The 24,014-nt window shown below is 55.4% G+C and carries 25 protein-coding genes and 1 tRNA gene; 20 read left to right on the forward strand and 6 right to left on the reverse strand.

The window, feature by feature from the left end:
* Window positions 1-18: 18 nt before the first annotated feature.
* Window positions 19-2,793 (reverse strand): DNA polymerase I, encoded by a 2,775-nt coding sequence (gene polA, locus H151_RS0105020; protein WP_019960551.1) that lies wholly within the window; start codon window positions 2,791-2,793, stop codon window positions 19-21.
* A gap of 200 nt (window positions 2,794-2,993) precedes the next feature.
* Here polA and H151_RS0105025 point away from each other — a divergent pair, with 200 nt between their 5' ends.
* Window positions 2,994-3,320, forward strand: a complete 327-nt coding sequence (locus H151_RS0105025; protein WP_019960552.1) for a hypothetical protein — start codon at window positions 2,994-2,996, stop codon at window positions 3,318-3,320.
* A 3-nt stretch (window positions 3,321-3,323) separates the two neighbouring features.
* Here the strand turns inward: H151_RS0105025 and H151_RS0105030 are convergent, their stop codons facing one another.
* On the reverse strand, window positions 3,324-4,829 hold the full coding sequence (locus H151_RS0105030; RefSeq protein WP_019960553.1) for an SLC13 family permease: 1,506 nt from the start codon (window positions 4,827-4,829) through the stop codon (window positions 3,324-3,326).
* A 23-nt stretch (window positions 4,830-4,852) separates the two neighbouring features.
* The gene (locus H151_RS0105035; RefSeq protein ID WP_019960554.1) at window positions 4,853-5,053 is read right to left on the reverse strand and encodes a zinc-finger domain-containing protein; all 201 of its coding nucleotides are present in this window, start codon (window positions 5,051-5,053) and stop codon (window positions 4,853-4,855) included.
* A 223-nt stretch (window positions 5,054-5,276) separates the two neighbouring features.
* Here H151_RS0105035 and H151_RS0105040 point away from each other — a divergent pair, with 223 nt between their 5' ends.
* Both H151_RS0105040 and H151_RS0105045 read left to right on the forward strand, forming a co-directional pair.
* Complete coding sequence (locus tag H151_RS0105040; protein WP_026353832.1) at window positions 5,277-6,245, forward strand: ABC transporter ATP-binding protein; 969 nt, start codon at window positions 5,277-5,279, stop codon at window positions 6,243-6,245.
* Between the two features lie 103 nt (window positions 6,246-6,348).
* The gene (locus H151_RS0105045; RefSeq protein ID WP_156823365.1) at window positions 6,349-6,618 is read left to right on the forward strand and encodes a hypothetical protein; all 270 of its coding nucleotides are present in this window, start codon (window positions 6,349-6,351) and stop codon (window positions 6,616-6,618) included.
* Window positions 6,619-6,646: 28 nt separating this feature from the next.
* Here H151_RS0105045 and H151_RS0105050 read toward each other — a convergent pair whose 3' ends face one another.
* On the reverse strand, window positions 6,647-7,129 hold the full coding sequence (locus tag H151_RS0105050) for a response regulator (RefSeq protein ID WP_019960557.1): 483 nt from the start codon (window positions 7,127-7,129) through the stop codon (window positions 6,647-6,649).
* Between the two features lie 368 nt (window positions 7,130-7,497).
* On the opposite strand from H151_RS0105050, the gene H151_RS0105055 reads away from it, so the two are divergent.
* From H151_RS0105055 to H151_RS0105080, 6 genes are all read left to right on the forward strand, one after another.
* A tRNA-Arg gene (locus H151_RS0105055) sits at window positions 7,498-7,574 on the forward strand.
* A gap of 478 nt (window positions 7,575-8,052) precedes the next feature.
* Complete coding sequence (locus H151_RS16880; protein WP_156823366.1) at window positions 8,053-8,724, forward strand: TetR/AcrR family transcriptional regulator; 672 nt, start codon at window positions 8,053-8,055, stop codon at window positions 8,722-8,724.
* Window positions 8,724-9,200, forward strand: a complete 477-nt coding sequence (locus H151_RS0105065) for a DoxX family membrane protein (protein WP_019960559.1) — start codon at window positions 8,724-8,726, stop codon at window positions 9,198-9,200. The genes H151_RS16880 and H151_RS0105065 overlap by 1 nt, the downstream gene beginning before the upstream one ends.
* 60 nt (window positions 9,201-9,260) lie before the next feature.
* Window positions 9,261-10,322: a LysR family transcriptional regulator gene (locus H151_RS0105070; RefSeq protein ID WP_019960560.1), complete on the forward strand. Its 1,062-nt coding sequence runs from the start codon at window positions 9,261-9,263 to the stop codon at window positions 10,320-10,322.
* Between the two features lie 137 nt (window positions 10,323-10,459).
* Window positions 10,460-11,044 (forward strand): TetR/AcrR family transcriptional regulator, encoded by a 585-nt coding sequence (locus tag H151_RS0105075; RefSeq protein ID WP_026353833.1) that lies wholly within the window; start codon window positions 10,460-10,462, stop codon window positions 11,042-11,044.
* Window positions 11,045-11,181: 137 nt separating this feature from the next.
* Window positions 11,182-11,751, forward strand: a complete 570-nt coding sequence (locus H151_RS0105080; protein ID WP_019960562.1) for a carboxymuconolactone decarboxylase family protein — start codon at window positions 11,182-11,184, stop codon at window positions 11,749-11,751.
* A 182-nt stretch (window positions 11,752-11,933) separates the two neighbouring features.
* On the opposite strand, the gene H151_RS17875 is transcribed toward H151_RS0105080, so the two are convergent.
* Window positions 11,934-12,245 carry an ArsR/SmtB family transcription factor gene (locus tag H151_RS17875; protein WP_019960563.1) on the reverse strand — a complete coding sequence of 104 codons (312 nt, stop codon included), beginning with the start codon at window positions 12,243-12,245 and terminating at the stop codon, window positions 11,934-11,936.
* Window positions 12,246-12,321: 76 nt separating this feature from the next.
* Between H151_RS17875 and H151_RS16885 the strand changes: the two genes are divergently transcribed.
* From H151_RS16885 to H151_RS0105135, 10 genes are all read left to right on the forward strand, one after another.
* Window positions 12,322-12,840: a DUF6428 family protein gene (locus H151_RS16885; protein WP_019960564.1), complete on the forward strand. Its 519-nt coding sequence runs from the start codon at window positions 12,322-12,324 to the stop codon at window positions 12,838-12,840.
* Window positions 12,841-13,009: 169 nt separating this feature from the next.
* Window positions 13,010-13,765 (forward strand): SDR family oxidoreductase, encoded by a 756-nt coding sequence (locus H151_RS0105095; RefSeq protein WP_019960565.1) that lies wholly within the window; start codon window positions 13,010-13,012, stop codon window positions 13,763-13,765.
* Between the two features lie 133 nt (window positions 13,766-13,898).
* Complete coding sequence (alkB, locus tag H151_RS0105100) at window positions 13,899-14,543, forward strand: DNA oxidative demethylase AlkB (protein ID WP_026353834.1); 645 nt, start codon at window positions 13,899-13,901, stop codon at window positions 14,541-14,543.
* Between the two features lie 75 nt (window positions 14,544-14,618).
* The gene (gene ada, locus H151_RS0105105) at window positions 14,619-15,683 is read left to right on the forward strand and encodes a bifunctional DNA-binding transcriptional regulator/O6-methylguanine-DNA methyltransferase Ada (protein ID WP_026353835.1); all 1,065 of its coding nucleotides are present in this window, start codon (window positions 14,619-14,621) and stop codon (window positions 15,681-15,683) included.
* Window positions 15,680-16,396: a 2OG-Fe(II) oxygenase gene (locus tag H151_RS0105110; RefSeq protein ID WP_019960568.1), complete on the forward strand. Its 717-nt coding sequence runs from the start codon at window positions 15,680-15,682 to the stop codon at window positions 16,394-16,396. Before ada ends, H151_RS0105110 begins: the two co-directional genes overlap by 4 nt.
* A 167-nt stretch (window positions 16,397-16,563) precedes the next feature.
* On the forward strand, window positions 16,564-17,715 hold the full coding sequence (locus H151_RS15505) for an MFS transporter (protein ID WP_019960569.1): 1,152 nt from the start codon (window positions 16,564-16,566) through the stop codon (window positions 17,713-17,715).
* Window positions 17,716-17,728: 13 nt separating this feature from the next.
* Complete coding sequence (locus H151_RS0105120; protein WP_019960570.1) at window positions 17,729-18,622, forward strand: LysR family transcriptional regulator; 894 nt, start codon at window positions 17,729-17,731, stop codon at window positions 18,620-18,622.
* A gap of 104 nt (window positions 18,623-18,726) precedes the next feature.
* A complete protein-coding gene (locus H151_RS15510; RefSeq protein WP_019960571.1) occupies window positions 18,727-19,920 on the forward strand; it encodes an MFS transporter in 1,194 nt (397 codons plus the stop codon).
* Entirely contained in the window at window positions 19,917-20,669 is a 753-nt protein-coding gene (locus H151_RS0105130; protein ID WP_019960572.1) for a sulfite exporter TauE/SafE family protein, read from the forward strand. Before H151_RS15510 ends, H151_RS0105130 begins: the two co-directional genes overlap by 4 nt.
* A 193-nt stretch (window positions 20,670-20,862) precedes the next feature.
* A complete protein-coding gene (locus H151_RS0105135) occupies window positions 20,863-21,411 on the forward strand; it encodes an AAA family ATPase (RefSeq protein WP_019960573.1) in 549 nt (182 codons plus the stop codon).
* A 447-nt stretch (window positions 21,412-21,858) separates the two neighbouring features.
* Here the strand turns inward: H151_RS0105135 and H151_RS0105140 are convergent, their stop codons facing one another.
* Window positions 21,859-23,025, reverse strand: a complete 1,167-nt coding sequence (locus H151_RS0105140; protein ID WP_019960574.1) for a nitrilase-related carbon-nitrogen hydrolase — start codon at window positions 23,023-23,025, stop codon at window positions 21,859-21,861.
* Between the two features lie 227 nt (window positions 23,026-23,252).
* Here H151_RS0105140 and H151_RS0105145 point away from each other — a divergent pair, with 227 nt between their 5' ends.
* A complete protein-coding gene (locus H151_RS0105145) occupies window positions 23,253-23,888 on the forward strand; it encodes a TetR/AcrR family transcriptional regulator (protein ID WP_019960575.1) in 636 nt (211 codons plus the stop codon).
* Window positions 23,889-24,014 lie beyond the last annotated feature (126 nt).

The raw sequence follows: 24,014 nt of genomic DNA on the forward strand, positions 1-24,014 counted from the left end.
TTTTACAAACTTTACTTCCTAATGCGCCTCACCCCAGGTTTGGCCCGTACCGGTTTCGACGACGAGGGGGACGGAAATATCCTGGGCAGGTAGGGGTGCATTTTCCATCACGCGCTTGACGGTTTTGATCAAGGTGTCTGCTTCGTCCACGGGTGCTTCGAACACCAATTCATCGTGAACTTGTAACAACATGCGCGATTTCAGCCCGGCATTGTCCAAGGCGGCGGGCATGGCGATCATGGCGCGCCGGATAATGTCGGCGGCGGTGCCTTGGATCGGGGCGTTGATCGCCTGGCGCTCAGCGAATTGGCGGATGGAGCCGTTTTTATCCTTGATGCCCGGCAGATGGATGCGTCGGCCAAAAATCGTCTCGACATAGCCCTGATCTTTGGCTTCGGCCTTTTTGGCCTCCATATAATCGGCGATGCCGGGGAATTTCTTGAAATAGCTCTCGATATAGGCCTTGGCTTCATCGCGCCCGATATTGAGATTATTTGCCAGACCGAAGGCCGAAATGCCATAGATAATGCCGAAATTGATCGCCTTGGCTTTACGCCGTGTCGCGCCATCCATATCGGCCAGCGCGACGCCAAACATTTCACTGGCGGTCAAGGCGTGAATATCGACGCCGTCATGGAAGGCCTGTTTTAAGGCACCCACATCGGCGATATGGGCCAGCAGGCGCAGCTCGATCTGGGAATAGTCGGCCGCGACCAGGATATGATCCTTTTCCGCGATGAAGGCTTCACGGATTTTGCGCCCTTCCTCGGTCCGGATCGGGATATTCTGCAAATTGGGCTCAGAACTGGAAAGGCGCCCCGTCGACGTCGCCGCGAGGGAGAAGCTGGTATGGACGCGGCCCGTCGCCGGATTGATCGCCTCTTTCAAGGCGTCCGAATAGGTCGATTTCAGCTTGGCAAATTGGCGATAATCCATCAAAGCCTGGGGCAGATCATGGCCTTGCGCGGCCAGCTCTTCCAACACTTTGACATCGGTCGACCAGGCCCCGGTTTTGGTTTTCTTACCCCCCGGCAGACCCATTTCCCCGAACAAGACATCGCCGATTTGTTTGGGGCTGGCGAGATTGAAGGGATGGCCCGCAATGTCATGGGCTTTATCTTCGGCTTCGGCCATTTTCTGTGCGAAATCAGACGATAAGCGCGAGAGCTGGGCCACATCGACCTTGATCCCGGCCAGCTCCATCGTGCTCAAAACCTGGGGCATGGCCCGTTCCAGGCTTTCATAAACCTGGGTTTTACCTTGCTGGCTAAGGCGCGGGGCAAGCAGCGCATAGAGCCGCAAGGTGACATCGGCATCTTCAGCGGCATATTCGGTGGCGGTTTTGAGATCCACCTCGCCAAAGGTTTTCTGCGACTTGCCCGTGCCGCATACCTCTTTGAAGCTCATCGGCTTATGGCCCAGATGCAGCTCGGACAGCTCATCCATGCCATGATTGTGAAGGCCCCCTTCCAGGACATAGCTGATCAGCATGGTGTCATGATAGGGCGCAACCTTGACGCCATAACGGGCAAAGACCGAGAGGTCGTATTTGAAATTCTGCCCGACTTTCAAGACCGAAGGATCTTCAAGCAGCGGCTTTAACAAGGCAAGGGCGCGATCGCGATCAATCTGGGTGGGACGCCCACCGCCATCGGCCAGATCGCCGCCCAAATGATCGAGCGGAATATAACAGGCCTTACCGGGCGCAGTGGCCAGCGAAATACCGACGAGGCCCGCGCTTGTCGCCGATAAGGCATCGGTTTCGGTATCGACCGCAATGATATGGGCCGCTTTCGCCGCTGCGATCCAGGTTTCTAACGCGGCTTCATCCTGAACGGTCTCATAGGCGCTGCGATCAATCGGGGCTTCGGGGTTATCGGCCTCAACCGGGGCGTCATCGCCCAGCATGTCCTGAACCCGGCGGGTCAGCGTGCGAAACTCCATCGCTTTCATGAAGGGCAGCAGATTGTCGGGATGGGGATCGGCCGCGCCGAATGCCTCTAATCCCTCACTTAAAGGGACATCTTGCTTTAAGGTGACGAGCTGGCGTGAAACGCGCGCATCCTCGGCATGCTCCATCAGTTTTTCGCGGCGTTTGGGCTGTTTAATCTCATCCAGGTGCGATAACAGGCCCTCCAGATCGCCATAGGTCTCGATCAATTGCGCGGCGGTCTTAATGCCAATTCCTGGTACGCCGGGCACATTATCTACGCTATCGCCGGCCAGCGATTGCACATCAATCACTCGGTTTGGGCCGACGCCGAATTTCTCACGCACCTCATCGGGGCCAGAGCGCTTATTCTTCATGGTGTCCAGCAAGGTGATGCGATCATCGACCAATTGCATCAAGTCTTTATCGGAAGACACAATCGTGACGCGCGCGCCCTGGGCACGGGCCTGACAGGCATAGGTCGCGATGATGTCATCGGCCTCATACCCCTCCAACTCAATACACGGCAGGTCAAAGGCGCGGGTCGCTTCGCGGATCAGGGCAAATTGCGGAACCAGATCTTCTGGGGCGGGCGGGCGATTGGCCTTATAGGCGGGATAAATTTCATTGCGAAACGTGTCGCCCTTGGCGTCAAAAATCACCGCGAGATGGCTAGGCTCGTCCGCGCCTTTGAGGTCTTCCAACAGCTTCCAGAGCATATTGCAAAACCCTTGTACCGCACCGACGGGCGTGCCGTCAGAGCGCGTCAGTGGCGGTAGTGCATGGTAAGCCCGGAAAATATACCCTGACCCATCAACCAGATAGACGTGAGCTTTGTCATCAATCGCGCGGGTGACGGCCATGAGAAGTCCTTATATCGTAAATAGCGGCGGGCGAGTTTGGCGTTAACTTAGTGTGCTTGGCCGGGCGCGGGCAATGGCCAAGCTGAGCGCTGGTGACACTTTGCCTGACAAAAGATCAACGCATGGGGCGGTTTGCCGCGCGCTTGTCATGATTTGTTTTTAAGGTGGGAAAAATTGAGGTCAAAAGAGGGGATAGACCGATGGAAAACGCATTAGAGACGCTGGGCCTGATCACCAGCTTGATGATTGGCGGCCATGCGGTCGATTGCGAAGCGGTCAGCTTCCTTCCCAGCGAAGGCGCGAGCGCCAGCGTGGTCTGTCAGAACGCTGATCCAGAAGATTATGCGCTCTTACGCAGCCTCAATCGCAGCTTTGCCCAAAACACGGTGAGCTTTGAGGTGCCCGGCCAAGTCGGGACGCCGGGCGAAACGGTTGCGCTTCAGTCCTGCATCCTCTCCATCTTGCAGCCGGGCGATGTCAAGGGCCAGATGAGCGCGCAATTTGCTCAATTTGACTGCACGGGGTGAGTCTTAAAAGACCAAGGGGCCGATGACGCTGACGATCACAGCAATGATCGGGGCAGCGACCAGATTGATGCGCAGGCCCGCGCGGATCATCTGGCCCATCGTGACTTCTCCGCTGGCATAGACAATCGCATTGGGTGCGGTGGCAACCGGCAACATAAAGGCACAGCTGGCCGAGATGGCCACGGTCACAATTAAGATCTCCGCCGGTACGCCAGCGGCCCCTGCCAAAGCGCCCAGCACCGGCAAGAAGGCCGACACGGTGGCGACATTGCTGGTTAGCTCCGTCAGGAAGACGACGATCACGGCGAGGATAAAGACCAGCACAGGCATGGGAAGCGCGCTGAAGAGGGTGAGGTTGGAGCCCAGCCAATCGGCAAGCCCGGTTGATTGCAAGGCGGCGGCCAGCGATAGCCCGCCACCAAAGAGGATCAGCACATTCCAGGGTAAGCGCGCGGTCGAGGCCCAGTCCATCAGGGGTAAAACCCCCCATGTGGGCTTGTCTTGCGTTTTGGCCCCCGCTGGGATCAGGAAGATCATCAGCGCGCCCAGCATGGCAATCTGGGCATTGGAGACGCTGAAGGTGACCCCCAGGGAGAGGATTTGAGAGAGCTGACCCAGCAGATCATTCCAGATCGGCTGGCCCATCCACAAAACCGCGATAAAGCCAAAGGTCAGCGCCATGCGCCATTCTGGGGTTGAGATTGGCCCCAGGGCGTCACGCTCGGCCAGAATAATGGCGTGACCGGCGGGATTGTTTTCCGCCTTGGGCAGGGTGAAGACCATGCGGGTCAGGATAAACCAGATGGCCGGGACGATCAGGGCTGTACACGGAATCCCGATCAGCATCCAGGTCGGAAAATCAATCGTGCGCTGGAAGGTGTTTTCCAGATAGGCCATGCCAATCAGATTGGTTGGCGTTCCGACCGGCGTCGCGACACCCCCGATGGAGCAGGCATAGGCAATTCCCAACGCGAGTGCGGGCGCGATCAGGCGCGCTGAAATGCCTTTCTTATCGAGGGCTTCGGCCACTTTCATGGCGATGGGGATCATCATCAAGGTCGTGGCGGTGTTGGAGATCCACATGGAAAGCGCCGCCGAAGCCACCATAAAGCCCAAGACCATCGCGCCGGGGCGCGCACCAAAGGCGGCCACGATATTCAGCGCAATGCGTGCGTGCAAATTCCAGCGCTCAATCCCTAAGGCGAGGATAAACCCGCCCAGCAACAACATCACCGTGGGGGAGGCATAGGGCGAGGCGACCGCTCGCATGGAGGTCAGGCCTAAAAGCGGGAAAATCGCGAGCGGGATCAGGGCCGTGGCCGCGATGGGAATGGCTTCGCTGGCCCACCAGACGGCCATCAAAACGCCAAGGGATGCCACCAGCCAGGCTTCGCGGCTAACTCCCTCGGGCAGGGGGATAAGCTGGATAGAAAGGGCGAGGATCAGGCCGATAAGCAGCGGCCAGGGCCGCATCACCGAAGCCGTCTTGGGAGGCGTGCTATCGGCCATAATCGCTCCTAAGATGTATAGATTTAGGCGTTTGGATCGTGCGCCGAGCCGCGCATGACAAAGCGGCGATCGCAATAGGGGCATTCAACGAAATCTTCGCCGCCCATTTCTAAAAACACTCGTGGATGGCCCAGCGCGCTGTCATCGCCGTCACATTTGACGCGATGGCTGTCAACAATCACGATTTCAGGTTCAGGCGCAGATGGGGTGGCCAAGGTAGACATGAAGGCATCGTCCTAAAAGTTAAACCGGTCAAAGCTTAAGGCGTCGCTGTCGTGACATGCGGCGCGTGTTAATTCCCGATGGAAAAAACTAGACGTCGCCGATCATGCTTCCTAAGTAACAGTGAAATGTCTTTACGGTGTCTGGCCCATGCGCGTCAACATGGCGGGTATGTGTTGGCTTGGCCCGCTGCGCACCGATCCGCCCTTAGACTACGAGGCTCTAATGTCCCCTGACGCCCGCTCCCGCCTGGTGCCTGAATTTGCTTTAGAGGCTTGTAGCCTTAAAAAAACCTATCCCGGCTCCAAAAAACGCGAGCCAAAGCAGGCGCTTAAGGGTGTTGATCTGAAAGTCCGAACCGGTTCGATTTTTGGTCTCTTGGGGCCAAATGGGGCTGGGAAGTCCACCTTCATCAATATCTTTGCCGGTCTGGTCAAGAAAACCGAAGGCGAGGCTAAAATCTGGGGCATGAATATTGATACTCATCCGCGCCAGGCCCGCGCCGCGATTGGGATTGTGCCTCAGGAAATCAATATGGATGTGTTTTTCACACCCTATGAGACTTTGGAATTGATCGCTGGATTTTATGGCGTCCCTAAATCAGAGCGCCGCTCAGATGAGATCTTGGCGGCCGTCGGCCTCACCGATAAGCGCAATGCCTATGTGCGTGGGCTCTCGGGCGGCATGAAGCGCCGTCTCTTGGTTGCCAAAGCCTTGGTTCATAATCCACCGATCTTGGTGCTCGATGAGCCGACCGCCGGGGTGGATATCGAGCTACGCCGCCAGATGTGGGAGTATGTGGTGGAGCTGAATAAGCGCGGCACGACGATTGTGCTGACCACCCATTATCTCGAAGAAGCTCAAGAGCTGTGCGATGATATCGCCATCATTGATCAGGGCCAGGTTGTGGCCTGTGAGCCTAAAGACGAGCTTTTAAAGCGTGTTGACCGCAAAACCTTGGTGATTGAGCCGGTCGTGCCTTTGAGTGAAGTGCCCGCAGGGTTTGAAGACTTTGATGCGGAAATTCGCGATGGTGCCTTGGCGATCACCTATCGCTTCGGTCATGCCTCTGTCGCGCACATGATCGAACGCTTTAATGCATCCGGCGCGCGCATTCAGGATTTACGCACCGAAGAAGCCAATCTGGAAGATGTCTTCTTGTCCCTCACCTATAATCGCGCGAATGCCGGCTAGGTCGATTTTGACAGGTTAACATTCGAAAACCCTTCTAGCGTGAGTTTGCTTATGGTAAACTCAATTCATGATGATTTTTTTCAGACACTTAGGTGCCATTACTTTGGCTGCGCTGTTTTTTGCGGCGTGCCTGTTTGCGCTCTCTATCCTGAAGCCGGTCTCGCAAGGGGCATGGGTGCTTTTTGTCATACTTGCCATTGTCGGTGCGGTTTTTAGCGTTGTGATTTATCGCGTTTTGATCGGCAGTCATCTCGATCGCGAACGTCACGATTATGTGGCGGAGGGGCTCGCTCCAGGGATCGCAACGCGCCGGCTCCGCGGCGATGATGGCACAGATCAGCAGGGCGGCGATGATGGTCCGCCGACGGACTAAAGCCTGGCTTGGTAAGGACTAAGCGGGACTAAGCGGCCGGTTGATGGTGTTGGGCGTTGTCGCTCGATCGGGCCGATGTAGGCGTTGTAGAGAGCTGAGTGGCATGCATGAGCGTGCTGATGGTTTCTAACAAACGCTTATATGCGCCTAGTGTATCCGGTTTTTCCATGCGACAGGCAACGCCGGGTCGATCAAGATCGCGGCGCGGATTTGAGCTATCCCCGGACAGCACGATCACAATAGTGTCTTTTAACCGGGGATGGTCGACCATCAGGTCTAACAGTGCCTCACCATCGCCATCGCCTAAGCGTAGGTCCAGCAAGACGCAGGCGGGTGCTGGGGTGTCAAAATTGCGCTTCAGCCGCGCAAAATAGGACTCTGCGGTTGAATAGTTTTTCAACCGCTTAAACGTCATTTCAGGTAGATTCTGCGCGAAAATAGTTTCAGACACCAAGGCGTCTGCATCATCATCTTCGATGAGTAAAAGCGTACCACGCGCATTTACATCCATGAGGCGCCCCATTCGCTGAAATCATATAGTGAACGATAGGGCCCTGCCTAGCCTATGGCAAGAAAAAAACGAATGACGCGAACTTTATCTTAAGTTTACCCCAATTCGGTACGGATTTGAAGGTATAATTGAGCAGCTTCTCAGGATTGCCACACTGGCTTGAGCCTTGTAAGAAAGATCCCTCTTCACGCACCCATAGCTCAGCTGGATAGAGCGTTGCCCTCCGAAGGCAGATGTCAAGTCTGGCGATGGCAAAAGGTGTTGGAAGAAAGAAGTGACTAAACAACGGTTTGGGTGAATGTCGGGTTCGCCCTTTAGACCGACGAAAATCTCGCGTAAGCATGGCGTAAGCATCTCGCGAACGGTATGCACCCGTAGCTCAGCTGGATAGAGCGTCGCCCTCCGAAGGCGAAGGCCACAGGTTCGAATCCTGTCGGGTGCGCCATTTACCCATATTTATCAATATCATACTCTGCCACGCAGATTGCATACTCGTGCCTTTATTCCTTGGGAGCCGGTAGAAAGAAGCCGGCGACACCGTAACCCAACATTTTTGTATCTTTGTCTCTGCGGATGGGATTGATCTGAAGCTTTAGTCATCAGAGCTCGGCGCTGAGTTTGTACTTGGCAACGAGTAAAATGTCCTCATCGGCACCGGCGCTTCGGGCAATTGGCTGCCTTGGTTGGAAACACAATCGTGCAGGCTTCCACCTTAACGGCCGAGTATTCGTCGAGTGCTCAATGGCCTCACCACTCTTCTATCATCAGCGACCGCATCATATTCGATCGACATTCACCAGCCTCAAAGATCACCACTTTCGCGCGTATCCTGATTCATATGCGATTAGCCCGTTGCTATTTTCGTACTGAATAGTTACATTAATGCCATCCTATTCGCATATCCAGTACGCGAGGGCGATCACGTGTCCGAGAAGCCTAGCGACGCTGCGGCGTCTTCAATCAAACGTGGGCGCGGCCGGCCGCCATCTATTGATCAGCAGAGTGCGCTTGCTGGCGCGATGGATGTGTTCTGGAAACATGGATATGACGGCGCATCACTGGACAGCCTCGTCGCAGCCGCTGGGGCGTCAAGGCCTGGTCTTTATCGGACGTTCAAGGACAAGAAAACGCTCTTTCTCAGAACGCTCCAAACATACGAAGACACGATAACCGCCGAGGCTTTGCAAGCCTTCGAGGACGAGGCGGATCTGACTCGTGCCGTCCGCGCCTTTCTTTTGGTGTCGGCGATGAACAACACTTCTGCCGCACACCCTTCGGGGTGCCTTCTGGTCTGTTGCGCAACAACCGCCGCTGAAGAAATGGCGGATGTTCAGCAGATCATCGCGCAGTCCTTCACAATGCTGGAAGCGAAGATCGCCGCGCGCTTTGCAACCGCCATCATCAAGGGCGAGCTTGCAAGTGCACCATCGCCGAAGGTGCGTGCGCGGCTCCTTCTGGATTTCATGGCAGGTCAGGCCGTCAGGGCGCGTGCAGGTGCGTGTTTCGATGCGTTGGTTGAAGACGTGGAGGCGCGCGTGGCGACAGTGTTGATGCAGCCGTACGGATGTTCCGACGATCAAGGGAGCAACGGTTGATGCTAGCGGAGACCCTGATCGTGTTTGGCCTTCGGTTCATACTGGTCGCTGTGTTTCTGTTCAGCGCCTTTTACGTAGTTGTCGATTTCAAGGGCATGAAAGCGTATGTGAAATCCATCCGCGTGCAGGATGGGACCGCATCGGCAATGGCGGGCGGCGCCTTGCTGCTGAAGGTCCTTGCATCCTTGGCAGTTGTTACCGGAATGGCGGACCGATTGGGCGCGATCGCCCTGACCGGTTTCTGCGTGATCACCGCACTGTTTTACAAACGATTTTGGGATTTAGGTGACTTTGCTTTCCGCGCCGACAGCAAGGCGATGCCGGTTTTCTGGGATTTCCTAAAGAACGTTTCGCTTGCCGCAGCCTTCATCCTGATCGCCTTTGGGGGCGATGTGGAAAGTCTGAGGGAGGGACTGAGCGCATTTGTCGAGAATCCGCTTTCCTCAACGCATCCTTACGAATGGCGTAAAGAATGAAGAAGCGCCCTTCACCCACCGGCTTTCGGGCGGATAGATATCAATTGATGGAAGCCGTCGATGGTTTCGCATGGCGACTTCCCCGTTGCCACGCTCAGCCTGTCACGCGGAAGTGGCGGCGGAAAACCTGTCGCTATGAAAGAGATTAGTTTAGTTCATATTGTCCGGCAGGTAGATGTTCGGGACCTGGAGGTGCTTCTGACTGTCGCAGAGGAATGCAGCTTCAGAAAGGCCGGGAAACACTTGGAAATTGGCCAATCGGCGGTATCGAGACGAGTTCAGAAGCTTGAAAATCTGCTTGGTGTTTCGCTCTTCGAGCGGCAGCCAACAGGCGCACGTTTGACAGCTGCAGGAAGCGAGTTCGTCGACTGTGCGAGCACGATCTATGACAATCTGAAAGCCGGCGTGACACGCGCTCAGTCTAATGCCATCGCGGGTGATGGAGAACTTCGCATCGGCACGATGTTCTCGCTCTCCAACGGATCGCAACGCGCGTTGATAGAGGCCTTCGCCAAATCCCACCCCGCCGTGCATCTGAGTTTTGTCGAATGTGGGCGGCGCCAAATGATGACGATGTTGGGACACCGTGAAATCGACGCCGTCATAGCAATCGGAGCCTCTCCTTGTCAGACCAGTGACCATTTGGTTCTGGCTTATACGCCGGTCTATTTGGCTGTCGCAGGCAACAGCTCATTAGCTTCAGTTGGCCGACTAAGGTGGGCGGATGTAGTGAATGAGAAGTTCGTCGTTAGCGCCCGAGATTCCGGGTCAGAACTCCACGACTACATCGTCCGTCAGGTGACTGAATTCGGGCGCGGGGTCTCAATTACACGACATCATATATGTCGCGAGGGTATCATGAACCTGGTTGGCTTGGGATTTGGCGTGACGCTCGTTTGTGACCACGCACTTGGAGCCAGATATCCAAACGTCTCACTGGCGCCAATTGGTCATGAAGAAGAGTGCGTACCCTTATCACTGAGCTGGCGCCCGGAAAACGACAACCCCGCGCTTCGCAGATTTATTGGTCTGGCGCGGCGACAAGCAAGGCAGAATTGCGCGTCTTGTTGCGGCACCAAATCTCCAGATCATATTGAAAATACAGCTTCCATTTTGACTTAATAGACAAGTGTTTTCAGGCAATTTTGTGGACAGTTTGCCTCGGCCGAGAACGACTGCCTTAAGAGCCTTGACGATGGTGTTATCGACCCAAGAAGTGCGGCTTGACTCATTTATGAATGATGGTGCATAAATGAGTCATGGTAAATTCAGGACGCCCTCGAAGCTTTGACAAGGACGTCGCGCTTGACGCGGCGATGCAGGCATTCTGGCAGGGCGGGTTTGACGGCACCACCTATACCGATCTGGAGAAGGCGACCGGGCTGCATCGGCAAAGCTTGTCCTATGTGTTCGGGGAGAAGATCAGCCTCTTTCGCCTGGCCATGGCGCATTACATCGACAAGCGCGTTGAAAAGGCTGCGGCACTGCTCGCCCGTGATCTGCCCGTGATGCAGAACGTGCGGGCTGTATTTGACGCATGGGAAGCGGATGTGTCCTCGGGCGGCGGACGCGGATGCCTTTTGGTGCGCACCACGGCTGAACTTGGCGACAATCCGGAAATGCAAGACGTGCTACGGCGCGGCGATGCTTGCCTAATGAACGCCTTCACCCAGGCTTTCCGGCGCGCTCAGGACAATAACGAGTTAACGACCGCACTACCGTCCGAGGCGCTTGCCCGGTTGGCGGTTTCCGCCGGTCAGGGCGCCATGCTGCAAGCGGTGGCGCGACGCGACCCCGGCATTTCGCGCACCGCGCATGACGCGTTTCTCTCTCTTCTGACATAACAAGAAAAGGCTCCAAGCGAGACACGAAAGTCTCACGTCCAATTTATGAATAGGCAGACATAAATAGCTCTGTTCCAAGGCTCAGCTTTCGCGCTCGGCCTGTCGAACCCAGAACCACCATCAAAAGGACCTCTCACATGAGTGTATTCACGCTTCACACTGTCGACACCGCGCCTGCGGCGGCAAAAGGCATGCTGGAACAATCCATCAAGGATTATGGCATGTTGCCGGGCCTCTATCAGGTCATGGCGTCCTCGCCTGAACTGCTGGCCTCCTACTACAAACTACATGAAATGTTTGAACAAACGGCGCTCTCGGTGGACGAGCGCAATGTCGTGTGGATGACGATCAATGTGGAAAATCGCTGCCACTATTGCGTGCCGGCGCATACGGCGATCGCCAAGTCACAAGGGGTTGACGACGCCATCGTCAATGCGCTTCGAGAGGAGCGTCCACTTGACGATCCGCGCCTGGAGGTGTTGCGCCAGTTCACGCTGATCCTAGTGCGCAAAAACGGCAATCCGTCGCCTGCGGAGGTTCAAACCTTCCTGGATGCCGGTTTCGAGCCGCGCGCGATCTTGGACGTCCTTGTTGGCCTGGCGCAGAAAGTACTGTCCAACTACACTAACCATTTGGCCGACACACCGCTTGACGAACCGTTCAAACCATTTGCTTGGACGCCTAGCAAAGCCCGCGCCGCGGAATAAGGAAAATGGTACAGCGCCACCTTCGGCGCTGTACCACTCCTTCAAAAAGGGTCTTTGTTCACCGGGTCGAAATAGTGGATTGACATGAGCACGCCTCATTGATCGTACCGACGGCTGTTTGAGATACCGAAACAGGGACGACGCACCGAATTGAAGCCCTCTACCCCGAGACCTCCCAGAGTTCAGGAACAACAGGCGCGGAGCTTCGGGCTTTTGTTGCAGCAATCGTCTAGCAAGAATGTCACCAAGCCCCCGAGCCGTACAAAATCCACCGTGTAGATAAGGCTGCGCGATTGCCGTTCACGCTGAATAAGTCCGGCTTCCGTCAGTCCTGCAAGGTGAAACGAAGTTCGTGATGGGCTGGCACCCACTTTCTCAGCGATTTCAGTAGCGCTAAGCCCTTCGGGTCCGGACGCGACCAAAATCCGGATAATCCTCAACCGATCCGCATTCGAAAGCGCCTGAAAGACCGTCGCAGCCTCCTCCTCCTTCATATTTCAACACCTCTTGAATTATTCTTTGACCCATGCGAAGTTAATTCAAGATTCATTGAAATGAAAGAGTGTAACAATGACCCTTGCAGATCTTCTATCCGAATTGAAAGCACTCCACGCCGATTCCGCCCTGGTGTTCGAGGCTAACGGGGAACCAATCGGCGCCAGCTACCATGTGACGGAATTACGGCATTCTGAATCGACCGGGATCGATTGTGGCGGAACTGTCGAGAGGTGGTCGGAGGCGCGGCTCCAGCTACTAGACGGCGCCGGCGATGCCCATATGCGGGTCGGAAAATTTGTCGGAATTTTGGAACAAAGCCTCACCAGGCTTTCTGCGCTTGCGGATGGCTCTGTCATGGTCGAATTCGCCCCGAAAAACGTCGGGCTACAGCTTATGGAATTAGGCCAACCAATCGCCAGAGACAAAAGCGTTTTTATCACACTTCGTGCCACCGCAGCGGTCTGCAAACCGGCACACAGGGCCCAATCGTCGGGCGCCGCCACGAGCGGCTGCTGTGAGGGAACAACGGCAATGGGTGCGTGTTGCGCACCTGCAGCGGATGGAATGCAGAGAGATGCTTGCTGCGCATGATCATTGTGGTCGAACGATCTCTGTTGAGCCTGCTTTTTATTCTCGGCCGGGCCGTGACATTTCGAGAAGAGGATCCAGCGCCTGGGCAAAAACATCCACCGCAAGAACCGGAGTGTTCGGCGCGTCGGTTCCTGCGATATCTCCTGCATCGCAATGCAGGAGATACACGATGGAATTGAAAGACAAGACGATCATCATTACCGGCGCGAGCAGCGGCATCGGCGCTGCGGCGGCCTTGCTCTTCGCTGAAGAGGGAGCGAATGTCGTTCTGGGCGCGCGGCGCAAGGCCGAGCTGGAGGCGCTCGCCGATCAAATCAGGCAGAACGGTGGCAATGCCGCTGTCCTCGCCGGTGACGTTACGGATGAGGACTATTCTCAGGCCCTGGTCGATATGGCGGAGAGCGAGTTCGGCGGTCTTGACGGCGCCTTCAACAATGCAGGCATCGTCGGCGAGATGGTATCTGTTCCCAAGATGGACAATGCCAACTGGCACAATGTCATCGCCACCAATCTGACAAGCGCATATTTCAACGCCAAGTATCAGATCCCGGCGATGGAAAAGCGGGGCGGCGGGTCGATCGTCTTCACATCGTCCTTCGTGGGCTTCTCGAATTCCGGGATGCCGGGCATGGCCGCCTATGCGGCGTCGAAAGCAGGTGTGATCGGCATGACGTTATCTCTCGCCGGCGAGCACGGACCGAACGGGATCCGTGTCAATGCGCTTCTGCCCGGCAGCATCAAGACCGCCATGTCGGGTGACGATCCTGAGATACATAAATTCTTGGATAGTCTGCACCCGCTGAAACGGATGGGGGAAGCAAAAGAGATCGCCCAGTCGGCTCTGTTCCTGCTGTCCGATCGCGCCAGCTTCGTAACCGGCAGCCATGTCAATGCCGATGGCGGCATTTCCAGTCGTCTGGTGTAAGCGCCTGGCTGGCACAGAAAGAGCCGGGGGTTCTTCGCCCCCCCGGCTCATTACTTAAATGCGCAAGAAACGGGCTGCTTGGATGTTGGCGCGGGAGTTAAGATCCGAGGGTCGTCTGCGGGAAACCAAATCCATGCAAGAGAGCTTCTTTGATTTCCTTCCCAAGCCGACGGTGATCCTGGCTGAAGGGGCCGTCCTGCTTCCGGGTTTTGCACTGGGTTTAGGCGCCGATATCCTATCATTTCTGAATTCCATTCAAGCGGCCTCACCCTTTCGCCACATGATCACGCCGGGCGGGCACAGGATGTCCGTCGCGATGACCAATTGCGGCAAGTTTGGCTGGGTTTCGGATAAGACTGGCTATCGGTACGACCCGGTTGATCCGCTGTCCAACCGGTCCTGGCCCGAGATGCCAGCCTCGTTTCTCAAGATTGCGACAGAGGCGGCGGTGGCTGCGGGATATTCGGGGTTCCAGCCGGATGCGTGTCTCATAAACCGCTATCTGCCCGGTTCGAAACTGTCATTGCATCAGGACCGCAACGAAGCCGATTTCACTCAGCCGATTGTCTCTGTCTCGCTTGGTCTGCCCGCCAGTTTCCTATTCGGGGGCTTAAAGCGGAAAGATGCAGTGAAAAAATACACCTTGGAACATGGCGATGTTGTCGTTTGGGGCGGGCCGTCGAGGCTTTGCTACCATGGCGTCAACACCCTGAAAACAGGTGAGCATCCAGCGTTCGGTAAACAACGGATCAATCTGACCTTCCGCAAAGTGGTTTGATCACAAGAACCGGAGTTTTTGGAACAGGCTCGGGCGCTAGATTGGGCCATGACACAAATCTTGGAAGACCATGGCATGAAACACGAACCTGATAAGTCACAGAACGCTGCCAGATGGCAGGCGGTTCTGGCGCGCGATGCAAGCTCATTGCCCCCATTCATCTACGCGGTGAAGACCACCGGCGTTTACTGTCGGCCGGACTGCCCCTCGCGGCGCCCGAATGAAAAAAATGTTGAGTTTTTCGACAGTTCCGTCGAGGCGCAGGAGGCAGGCTATCGCGCTTGCAAACGCTGCAAGCCAGACGAAACGGCACCCGATGTGGTTATGGCCGCAAAAATTGCAGCCACCTGCCGGGCCATCGAAGAAGCCGAAGAAGAGCCAGGTCTGGAGGCGCTCGCAAAGTCATGCGGCCTCAGCGTGTTTCATTTTCATCGACTGTTCAAAGCCCAGACGGGCGTGACGCCGAAAGCCTATGCGCGGGCGCATCGTATGCAAAAGGTTAGAAAGAGCTTGAACGGCGACGCACCCTCCGTCACCTCCGCGATGTATGACGCTGGTTTCAGCTCCAGCAGCCGCTTTTATGAGATTGCAACACAAGCCCTTGGGATGAGCCCTTCAACTTACAAGAATGGCGGGCAGAACATGCGTATCCTGTTCGCTGTGGGTGAGTGTTCGTTGGGATCGGTACTGGTGGCCTGCAGCCAAAAAGGCGTTTGCGCCATCCTACTCGGTGACACCGCCGAGAAATTGCTGGACGATCTTCAATCCATGTTTCCGCAAGCCGAGCTTATTGGCGGTGATGAAGCCTTTGAGGCGCTTGTCGCGCGGGTCGTGGGTTTTGTTGATGCTCCCCGGCTCGGTCTCGATCTGCCGCTCGATATTCAGGGTACGGCGTTTCAGGAGCGGGTCTGGCAGGCCCTTCGCGATATTCCCGCGGGGCAAACCGCAAGCTATCGCGAAATTGCCGAGACGATCGGCGCACCAACGTCTTTCCGAGCCGTTGCGCAAGCCTGCGGCGCCAATGCCCTCGCGGTGGCCATTCCATGTCACCGGGTGGTTCGTTCAGATGGCGGGCTATCCGGTTATCGTTGGGGTATCGAGCGCAAGCGGGCGCTGCTTGAACTGGAGCAAACGGCATGACAATCGCACAGATTGAATCCCGTATCGACGAGATCGACGCGGATGCTCTGAAAAATGATCTGGGATCGTTCGGATGTGCTTTGGTCCCGTCGCTCCTAAGCAAAGAGGCGTGTGCCGAGATTGCAGCGCTCTATCCAGAAGATGAGAAATTTCGGAGCCGGATTCACATGGCTCGGCATGGGTTCGGAAAGGGCGAATACAAGTATTTCGACTACCCTCTCCCGGCTGTCGTCGCGACGGTGCGCGAAAAAATCTATCCGCTCCTGGTCCCGATCGCCAATGATTGGAACGAGCGGATGGGGATCGACACCCGTTTCCCGGAAGTGCACCGCGCCTATCTGGAGCAATGCCACAATGCGGGGCAGCTCAGGCCCACACCATTGTTGCTGCAATATGTCGAGGGGGATTTCAACTGTCTGCACCAGGACGTCTATGGTGATTTGTTGTTCCCGCTGCAAATGGCAGTGCTGCTTTCCCAACCCGGCAAGGATTTCGCTGGTGGAGAGTTCGTTCTGACCGAACAGCGGCCCAGGATGCAGAGCCGCGCCGAGGTAATGCCCTTACGGCAGGGAGACGCCGTCATTTTCGCCGTGCGCAACCGGCCCGTCAAAGGAACGAAGGGCACTTATCGCGTCAACATGCGTCACGGCGTCAGCCGCCTGCGCAGCGGCATGCGGCACACATTGGGTATTATTTTTCACGATGCAAACTGAATGCTGATCCCGGCAGCAGGGGTGACGATGCCAGCGGCTCCATAAGGTCCGGCGGAGCCGCCAACCCATACCGCCAATCCTGAAATTCCATTGCCGGTTCCACACCGAAATGCGTCCGCTCGCCTACGTCAACTCATTGCTGGCCAACTTGCAAGAAAGATCAACACATGCCCTTCAGCGTATTCGTTCTCGCATTCGGAGCATTCTCCCTTATCACGACCGAGTTCGGCATCATCGGGATATTGCCTCAGTTGGCCGAAGCGTTCGATGTATCGATTAGCGCGGCCGGGTGGCTTCTCGGCGGGTTTGCATTGACCATTGCGATCACCGGCCCCTGGATGACGTTGGCGTTTTCAAGATTTGACCGCAAGCTGAGCCTTTCCCTAGTGCTCGCCATTTTTGCCGGTTCCAACCTTCTGTCATTGTTCTGTGAAAGCTTTGGCTGGCTGCTGTTTTTTCGTATCCTTCCCGCTTTCTTCCATCCGGTCTTTTGGTCGTTCGCCATGGCGGCCGCAAGCTCAACCGTCGCGGAAGAAGATAGTGGTAAGGCGGTTTCCGTCATCTTTGCGGGATTGAGCGCCGGGACGGTCCTTGGCGTGCCCATGGTGTCGTTTGTATCCGTATCACACGGATGGCAGGCCGGCTTCATCCTGTTTGCGGGCCTGAACAGCGTCGCCCTGATCGCCCTTCTTCTGTTTGTGCCGTCATTTGCCGCCACTCGTCGGCTGACGTTTCGCACTCAAATCTGGGTGCTCAAAAAGCTCAAGCTCTGGTGGAGCCTGGCGGTGCTGTTTTTGATCATGGCGTCGACATTCTGCATCTATAGCTACTTCGCGGAATATCTCGCCGTCGCTGGCGGAATGGAAGGATCGATGATCGGGTTGATGCTTTTTATTTTCGGCGCCGCCGGGTTTCTGGGCACACTTGCCGCCGGCCGCTTTGTCGACAAACATCTGAACCGGCTGGTAACCGGGTTCGTGTTGATCCTCTGCCTGACCTTTGCACTGATCTATGGGCTAGCCCATGTCACCCCTGCGGTTGTCGTTTTGATCATAATTTGGGGCACGGTGCACTCGACCGGTTTTTTGCTGGGACAACAACTGGTCAATGGCTCTGCGTCCGAGGCGCCGGAATTCGCCAATAGCCTCTTCATCTCTTTGGGCAATGCCGGTCTGACCGTCGGGACGTTCATCGGAGGTGTGACAATTGCCGAAACCGGCGCTCGGACGCTGCCATTGGCCAGCATCGTTCTTCTAGCCTTAACCGCTACGGTATACTTAGCAAAGCCTCGAGATACACAAGGTGGAACCGACAGATAAGTATGGACTGGCGATGCAGACATCCGATTTGGAAACCTTCGTGACAGTGGCCGAAGAGATGAGCTTCGCTGGCGCGTCCGAACGGCTAAAGATATCGGCATCGGCGGTCAGTAAGCGGATCAACAGGCTCGAGGCTCACCTTGGTGTAAAGCTCTTACAAAGAACAACCAGATCGCTCATGTTGACGGAGGCAGGAGCGCGATATCTAGCCGAGGCGCGATTGTCCGTCATTCATGCAAACCGGGCCCTGGATGCGGCAACCAGCTTGCAGTCGCAACCGCAGGGTACGTTGCGCGTTCATGCGCCGATGAGTTTTGGAAAACTGCACCTGTCCAATCTCATGCCGGAGTTTCTTAAGCGCTATCCATCGATCACTCTGGACCTTTCGCTCAGCGACGATACGCCCGACCTTCTGTCTCGGGGGCTCGATGTCGCCTTCACGGCACGCCCGGTGCAGGCCGAGTCTTATATCGCCCGCAAGCTTCTCGAACTCGGTAGCATAGTTTGTGCATCGCCGGCCTATTGCGAAGAGAAGGGAGTGCCGGACGATCCGGCAGGTCTGGCCGCGCACAACTGCCTGATCTATACGCACCGCCACAACAAGGACGTTTGGTCCTTTGCTAAAGATGACAGCAATATCGAGGTTCCCGTCAGCGGCAATTTCAGATCCGATAGTGGCGAGGTCGTAAGGGACGCCGCTCTACAGGGTCTCGGGATCGCCCGCTTGCCAAATTTCATAGCGGACAACGACATTGCGGCAGGCCGTCTTGTCGAAGTGCTGGCTGATTATACCATGCCCTCCCGCCCGCTTTACGCCCTCTATCCCGACCGAAAGCTGATGCCGAAGAAGCTCAAGGTCTTTCTAGACTTCATCGCGAAATATCTGACTGTTGATCTACCGGTCTAAATTCCGGACATGCAGGACATAAAGTTCTTCCGTTATTCCGACTAGTTCAGAACCTGAACATCCCCAAAATACCTCAATCCGTCCAATCGGCTTGAAGGTGAAAAATGTCACGTGCGAAAGATATATCGGGACTGGAGTTTATCGCTCTGAACGCAATGCTTATGGCTCTGGTGGCGCTGGCCATCAATATGATCCTCCCAGCGTTCTCGCACATGACCGGACACTTTAACCTGCCCGATCCGAACAGGATTGGTCTGGCAGTTGCCTTGCTTTACATCGGGCTCGCATTCGGACAGATCCTGTTCGGCGCTTGGTCGGACAGTATCGGACGAAAGTTGTCGTTAAACATCGGCTTGCTCATTTTTTTGGGCGGAGCCCTACTGTCGTATTTTAGCAGCTCGTTCTGGGGGTTCATTGCGGGGCAAGTTATTCAGGGCGTCGGCTTGGGCGCGCCACGCGTGGTTACGGTTGCCATTGTCCGTGACCGTTATGAAGGTGCGATGATGGCGCGAACCATGTCCTTTATCATGGTCATTTTTGCGCTTGTTCCAACAGTGTCGCCCTATCTTGGCCAGGGCGTCATACGATTGGCTGGATGGCGTGCCCTCTTTGTCTTGTTCGGGGTGGGAGCGCTGACAATGCTCATATGGCTCAACACGAGATTAGTGGAAACGCACCCCACAGATGCGCGCACGCCGCTGTCGTTCCAGCGTCTCGTGTTCAATTTCGGCACCGTACTCAGAAACGGTCCTGCGATGCTGTACGCCGGTGCGCTCGGTGTCGTGTCTGGTGCATTTATTGCCTATCTCAACATGTCGCAGCAATTGTTCGAGGTGCAACATGGCCTCGGGTCCCGCTACCCGCTGTTCTTCGCGCTGATGTCACTCAGCCTGGCCTTGGCGTCATTTCTCAACGGGCGTCTGGTGGTGAGACTTGGTGTCGAACGCTTAGCCACGATCGGCGTTGTCGTTATGTGTTCTTCCTCAGTTGTCATGGCCGCCGCGACACTTGCGATGGGGCGCAAGGAATCCTTGACCGAGCTCAGCCTTTATCTTGCGATTATGTTATTCTGCTTTGGCCTTCTCGTCAGTAATCTGAACGCGCTTGCGATGCGCTCGCTAGGCGCAGTCGCTGGAACCGGGGCGTCTGTGGTGGGGGCTGTCACCACCTTTGTATCCGTACCTCTGGCGATATTGATCGGCAGCTTTTATAGCGGTTCCAGTGTTCCGCTTGTCCTCGCTTTCGCGGGCTTCTCCGCGATCAGTTTTTGTCTGGTCAAATTGGCGGACCGATTGTGAGCGCATGGCAAACCAGTAGTTCTGTCTCGGTTCTCTTGCTAATTGCCTTGGCATTTGCAGTAGCAGGAATTGTCAAGGGCGGCGTTGGTCTCGGGCTTCCACCGATCGCCATGGCGATCCTTGTTCTTGCAATGCCGCCGGTCGAAGCGGCGTCCCTTTTGGTCGTTCCGTCGCTACTGACAAATCTCTGGCAGGCGGTCAGCGGGACAGCCCTTCTGAGCCTCCTGCGACGGTTTTGGCCTCTTTTGGTGGTAGCGGCTCTTGTGACCGTCCTCGGCACGGGTTGGCTTGCGCATGGAAACGGTGATGCCGCGATCACTTTACTTGGCGTGGTGCTGATCTTGTACGCGGCCAGCGCCTTGCGGAAAATGGCAGTCAAAATCCGCTCAGATACCCAACGATGGCTCGGGCCCGTGATTGGCGGGCTGACGGGTGCTGCCACGGCCGCCACAGGCGTGTCATCCGTGCCGGTCGTTCCTTACCTCCAGTCACTGGATCTCAATCAGAACGAGCTCATTCAGGTCATGGGGATGTCGTTTACGGTTTCGACAATTTCTTTGGCGATCAACTTATCCATTTCGCATCACGCTCCAGCAGTGTTCAGCCTCGCATCGCTCGTCGCTGTGATATGTGCGTTCGGAGGGATGTGGGTCGGCGCGATTATTCGGCGGCGAACCAACCCGACTTTATTCCGAACCACCTTTCTCTGGGTGCTATTTTGCCTCGGGATTTATCTTGTGCTGCGGTAGGCGCAGCCGTTGCAGCCCAACCTTGCGCCTGTGATGAAAAGGCGTCGCGTATACACCGCTTGCGTTCTGGGCGCGCAAAAAATAGCAGGTGTGGGATTATAAAGCATCTCATCTTCCCACCGCTATTTCCAAATGGGTTCAAACACGGCGGACAATAACACTATTTGTACGCGCAAATGCTAGAAGAGAGTAAATGCAGAACAATTCCGAGAGGTATCACGTTATATTGTCCGGCTGTTCCGGTGGTGGAAAATCAACGCTGCTCGCCGAGTTACAAAGGCGGGGTTATGAGACAGTAGAGGAACCCGGAAGAAGGATCGTTGCAGAAGAAATACTCCGTGGGGGACGGGCACTTCCCTGGGTTGATCTGGAGGCATTCGCGCGGCGCGCTATCGAGATGGCCGCTTCAGATCATGAGCGCGTTAAAAATGCGAGGGGATTAGTTTTCTATGATCGCGGGCTTGTCGATGCGGCGGTTGCATTGGAACATGCGACTGGGATTCCCGTCTCCAGAACGCTCAACAAGCAGCCGCGCTTCCATCAGCAAGTCTTTCTGGTGCCACCCTGGCCAGAAATTTACCGAACTGACGGCGAAAGACATCAAGATTTCGAGGAAGGTGTTCGCGAATACCAACGTTTGCTCAACGCCTTCCGTAAACTTCAATACACAACAACCATTTTGCCGAAAGTCGATGTCAAGGAACGAGCTCAACTCGTTCTGACTTCACTTTTATCGCGTTGAGCATGAAGAATGTAGACGAAAGGCATTGGTTGCAGCCTCAGTTTCTGCGGCCGCTCATTTTCTGAAACTGCAGGGTTCGTGTTTTCGATCAGAATTCGGCGAGTAGGTGCAATTTGCCGGACAAGGCAAGTGGTCATAGATGGTATGCAAATCGGTTTTCCAATTTGGCGGCCAATTTTCGACTGCGTACCACCAGGGATAGTATGCCTCGATTTTAATTCGTCGGGGCGCATTGAGGGTGATCAAGGACGGAAAGTATAAAGAACAAGGTCGTTCACAAACGACCTAGTCCAAACAACAAATGTTCTGCTTTCGAACTTCAGACACGATTTAATCTCAATAGCAGTGATCAACAATCCCCTTCCGGCGGTAAACTAAGAAAACCGGCCTGCTCCATACCAGTTCGAAAGTATGGAGCAGGATTCCCAACGCTTCCATTTCGTTCACTTATTCCAGTTCAATCTGTGCCAAAATTAGCTCCGGATCTACATCATTGATTTCGGCAGCGACATGAAGCGCGTCAAGGTTTCTTGTGTCGAGTTGTTGCCGCTCCGGCCCCGCAATTCGCCAGCCGCCCATACCGGGCTTGCGCACGAGAACCTGGACAAGATCGGGACGAGCGTAATGGCCGAATGTATCGAGGATGGCAGCTCGTGTCTTCCGCATCCAGGCGGGGCAATCTGCATAGATGATACCTGGTGCATTGATGAGCGGCTCGGTCATTGCCATCCCCATCGGGTTGAAAACTGTACTGCCGCCATTGGAATGGTTGAAGTTCCTGAAATCCGGATCGCCTTTGGCCAGAGGTTGATCGTCTGGGATATCTGCGGGGTCAAGATAGGTACAGGCCATGGCTACAAACGCGCCAGACTCAATTGCATAGGATCGAGAGAGAGGAACACCTATAAAATTGCTCTGGTCTTGATCGTCTTCGACAAGTGTTGGTCCCTTGTTGAGGTGAAAGGATCCATGCCAGACAGAAACATGAAAATCTTCACGTTGGGCGATGAGGGCGGCGCGCAGAGGCGTCATCGAGTGTTCGCCACAGATCAAGATCCCAATATTACCGATATCCGTAGGGAAAACTTTCAGATCGTTTGCATCTCCCATGCCCCAAAACATTTTTTCCTGAAAAGTGGGCATGATTTTTCTATGGGTGCCAGTATGCTTTCCGCTGGGCTCAAACAACATTACGGAGCTAAAAATCTGGTCTGACTCCACCCGTGGGTCCATCTCATTGCAACCTATCGCTACATAAACCCCCGCTTTTAGAGCAGCCGCGCCGAGGCGTTCCGTGTCTTCTGTGCCAGCCATGATGGCGGCGTCATGCCAGTCGGCATAGGCTTGGCGAAACCTAGCTCCATCGGTATTCCAGCCGGGAGACCAGTAGGGATATCCGGCAAGCCAATTCTCCGGGAAAACCACAAGCTGGGCACCGTTTTGGCCTGCTTCCAAGATTGCCTCGCAAGCTATTTCAAGCGTTCCGTCCCGATCCAGGTAAGGATGCGATTTCTGAACGATCGCAATTTTGACGGTATCGTTCCCACCCAAAATACGTTTTCGATTGGATTGCCGTGAGACGATCCTTGGCGGGCTGTTCAGAACCGGTGACATCGTTGATTCTCCATCTTAATTGAGTGAAATGCAGCAACACTTGGCGGCGCTACACAGGTCGAAACGAATGCATTGAAGCCGCGAACAAACCTCGCTGGACTTTGACTTGTTGAGCAATTGTGGCCGTGAAGCCTTCGTGCTTGGTACGATATCGTACCGTTGACAGATACGATATGGTACCGTACCAGTCAAGCGCCCACTCAGGGGAGGTATCAGGGAGGCAAAAAATGGCGCGATCGTTCGATGCTCCACGCGCGGTTGGCAAAGCGGACAAGAGAGGCGAAATCCTTGCCGTTGCGACCGATATCTTTCTAAACGAGGGATATGGTCGCGCCAGCATGGATCAGGTTCACGCCAGGATCGGAGGTTCAAAGCGGACGCTGTACAACCATTTTCGCAACAAGGAATCGCTGTTCGAAGCAATCATCTTCGACGTGTCAAACCGCGTGCTTACCGCCCTGAGTCCCACCCTGGACAACAAGGATTTGTCGGACGCGCTTCTCAAGATGGGTATCGATTATCTGAATGTCCTGCTGTCTCCTGAAGGTCTTGCGCTTTACCGCGCCATGATCTCCGAGGCGCAGCATTTTCCCGGACTCGCACGGGCGTTCTTTGAAAACGGCCCAGGTCGCGCCAGTCGGCATCTTGCCGCCTTCTTCCGCGAACAGAAATATCAAGGTGCGATCGAGATCGACGATCCGCAGGTCGTTGCCGAGCAATTCCTGGGTGCAGTGCGCGGCGATGTCCATCTCACCGCTACTTTAGGGGTCAGAAAGCCGTCCAAGGAACATGTCGAAGCCGCAGTTTCGCAGGTGGTCGATACCTTCGTGCGCGGAATCGTGCTGACTTCCGGGAAGACCTGAATATCGCTATTTCTTCACCTCCTCGAGTGAAGAAGGTTTCGCCAGTCTGGATTTGACCGTAGGTGTCTAACAACTAAAATATTGAAACTCATCCACCCGTGGGAAGTGTCTATAGCCTTGGTGCGT

Origin of the sequence: Woodsholea maritima DSM 17123 (assembly GCF_000382325.1) — a bacterium.
GTDB lineage: Bacteria > Pseudomonadota > Alphaproteobacteria > Caulobacterales > Maricaulaceae > Woodsholea > Woodsholea maritima.

Coding starts and splice junctions, on each gene's coding strand:
- polA (WP_019960551.1), bottom strand. CDS start 2,793: ATGGCCGTCACCCGCGCGATTGATGACAAAGCTCACGTCTATCTGGTT.
- H151_RS0105025 (WP_019960552.1), top strand. CDS start 2,994: ATGGAAAACGCATTAGAGACGCTGGGCCTGATCACCAGCTTGATGATT.
- H151_RS0105030 (WP_019960553.1), bottom strand. CDS start 4,829: ATGGCCGATAGCACGCCTCCCAAGACGGCTTCGGTGATGCGGCCCTGG.
- H151_RS0105035 (WP_019960554.1), bottom strand. CDS start 5,053: ATGTCTACCTTGGCCACCCCATCTGCGCCTGAACCTGAAATCGTGATT.
- H151_RS0105040 (WP_026353832.1), top strand. CDS start 5,277: ATGTCCCCTGACGCCCGCTCCCGCCTGGTGCCTGAATTTGCTTTAGAG.
- H151_RS0105050 (WP_019960557.1), bottom strand. CDS start 7,129: ATGGATGTAAATGCGCGTGGTACGCTTTTACTCATCGAAGATGATGAT.
- H151_RS0105065 (WP_019960559.1), top strand. CDS start 8,724: ATGCTAGCGGAGACCCTGATCGTGTTTGGCCTTCGGTTCATACTGGTC.
- H151_RS0105070 (WP_019960560.1), top strand. CDS start 9,261: ATGGTTTCGCATGGCGACTTCCCCGTTGCCACGCTCAGCCTGTCACGC.
- H151_RS0105075 (WP_026353833.1), top strand. CDS start 10,460: ATGGTAAATTCAGGACGCCCTCGAAGCTTTGACAAGGACGTCGCGCTT.
- H151_RS0105080 (WP_019960562.1), top strand. CDS start 11,182: ATGAGTGTATTCACGCTTCACACTGTCGACACCGCGCCTGCGGCGGCA.
- H151_RS17875 (WP_019960563.1), bottom strand. CDS start 12,245: ATGAAGGAGGAGGAGGCTGCGACGGTCTTTCAGGCGCTTTCGAATGCG.
- H151_RS16885 (WP_019960564.1), top strand. CDS start 12,322: ATGACCCTTGCAGATCTTCTATCCGAATTGAAAGCACTCCACGCCGAT.
- H151_RS0105095 (WP_019960565.1), top strand. CDS start 13,010: ATGGAATTGAAAGACAAGACGATCATCATTACCGGCGCGAGCAGCGGC.
- alkB (WP_026353834.1), top strand. CDS start 13,899: ATGCAAGAGAGCTTCTTTGATTTCCTTCCCAAGCCGACGGTGATCCTG.
- ada (WP_026353835.1), top strand. CDS start 14,619: ATGAAACACGAACCTGATAAGTCACAGAACGCTGCCAGATGGCAGGCG.
- H151_RS0105110 (WP_019960568.1), top strand. CDS start 15,680: ATGACAATCGCACAGATTGAATCCCGTATCGACGAGATCGACGCGGAT.
- H151_RS15505 (WP_019960569.1), top strand. CDS start 16,564: ATGCCCTTCAGCGTATTCGTTCTCGCATTCGGAGCATTCTCCCTTATC.
- H151_RS0105120 (WP_019960570.1), top strand. CDS start 17,729: ATGCAGACATCCGATTTGGAAACCTTCGTGACAGTGGCCGAAGAGATG.
- H151_RS15510 (WP_019960571.1), top strand. CDS start 18,727: ATGTCACGTGCGAAAGATATATCGGGACTGGAGTTTATCGCTCTGAAC.
- H151_RS0105135 (WP_019960573.1), top strand. CDS start 20,863: ATGCAGAACAATTCCGAGAGGTATCACGTTATATTGTCCGGCTGTTCC.
- H151_RS0105140 (WP_019960574.1), bottom strand. CDS start 23,025: ATGTCACCGGTTCTGAACAGCCCGCCAAGGATCGTCTCACGGCAATCC.
- H151_RS0105145 (WP_019960575.1), top strand. CDS start 23,253: ATGGCGCGATCGTTCGATGCTCCACGCGCGGTTGGCAAAGCGGACAAG.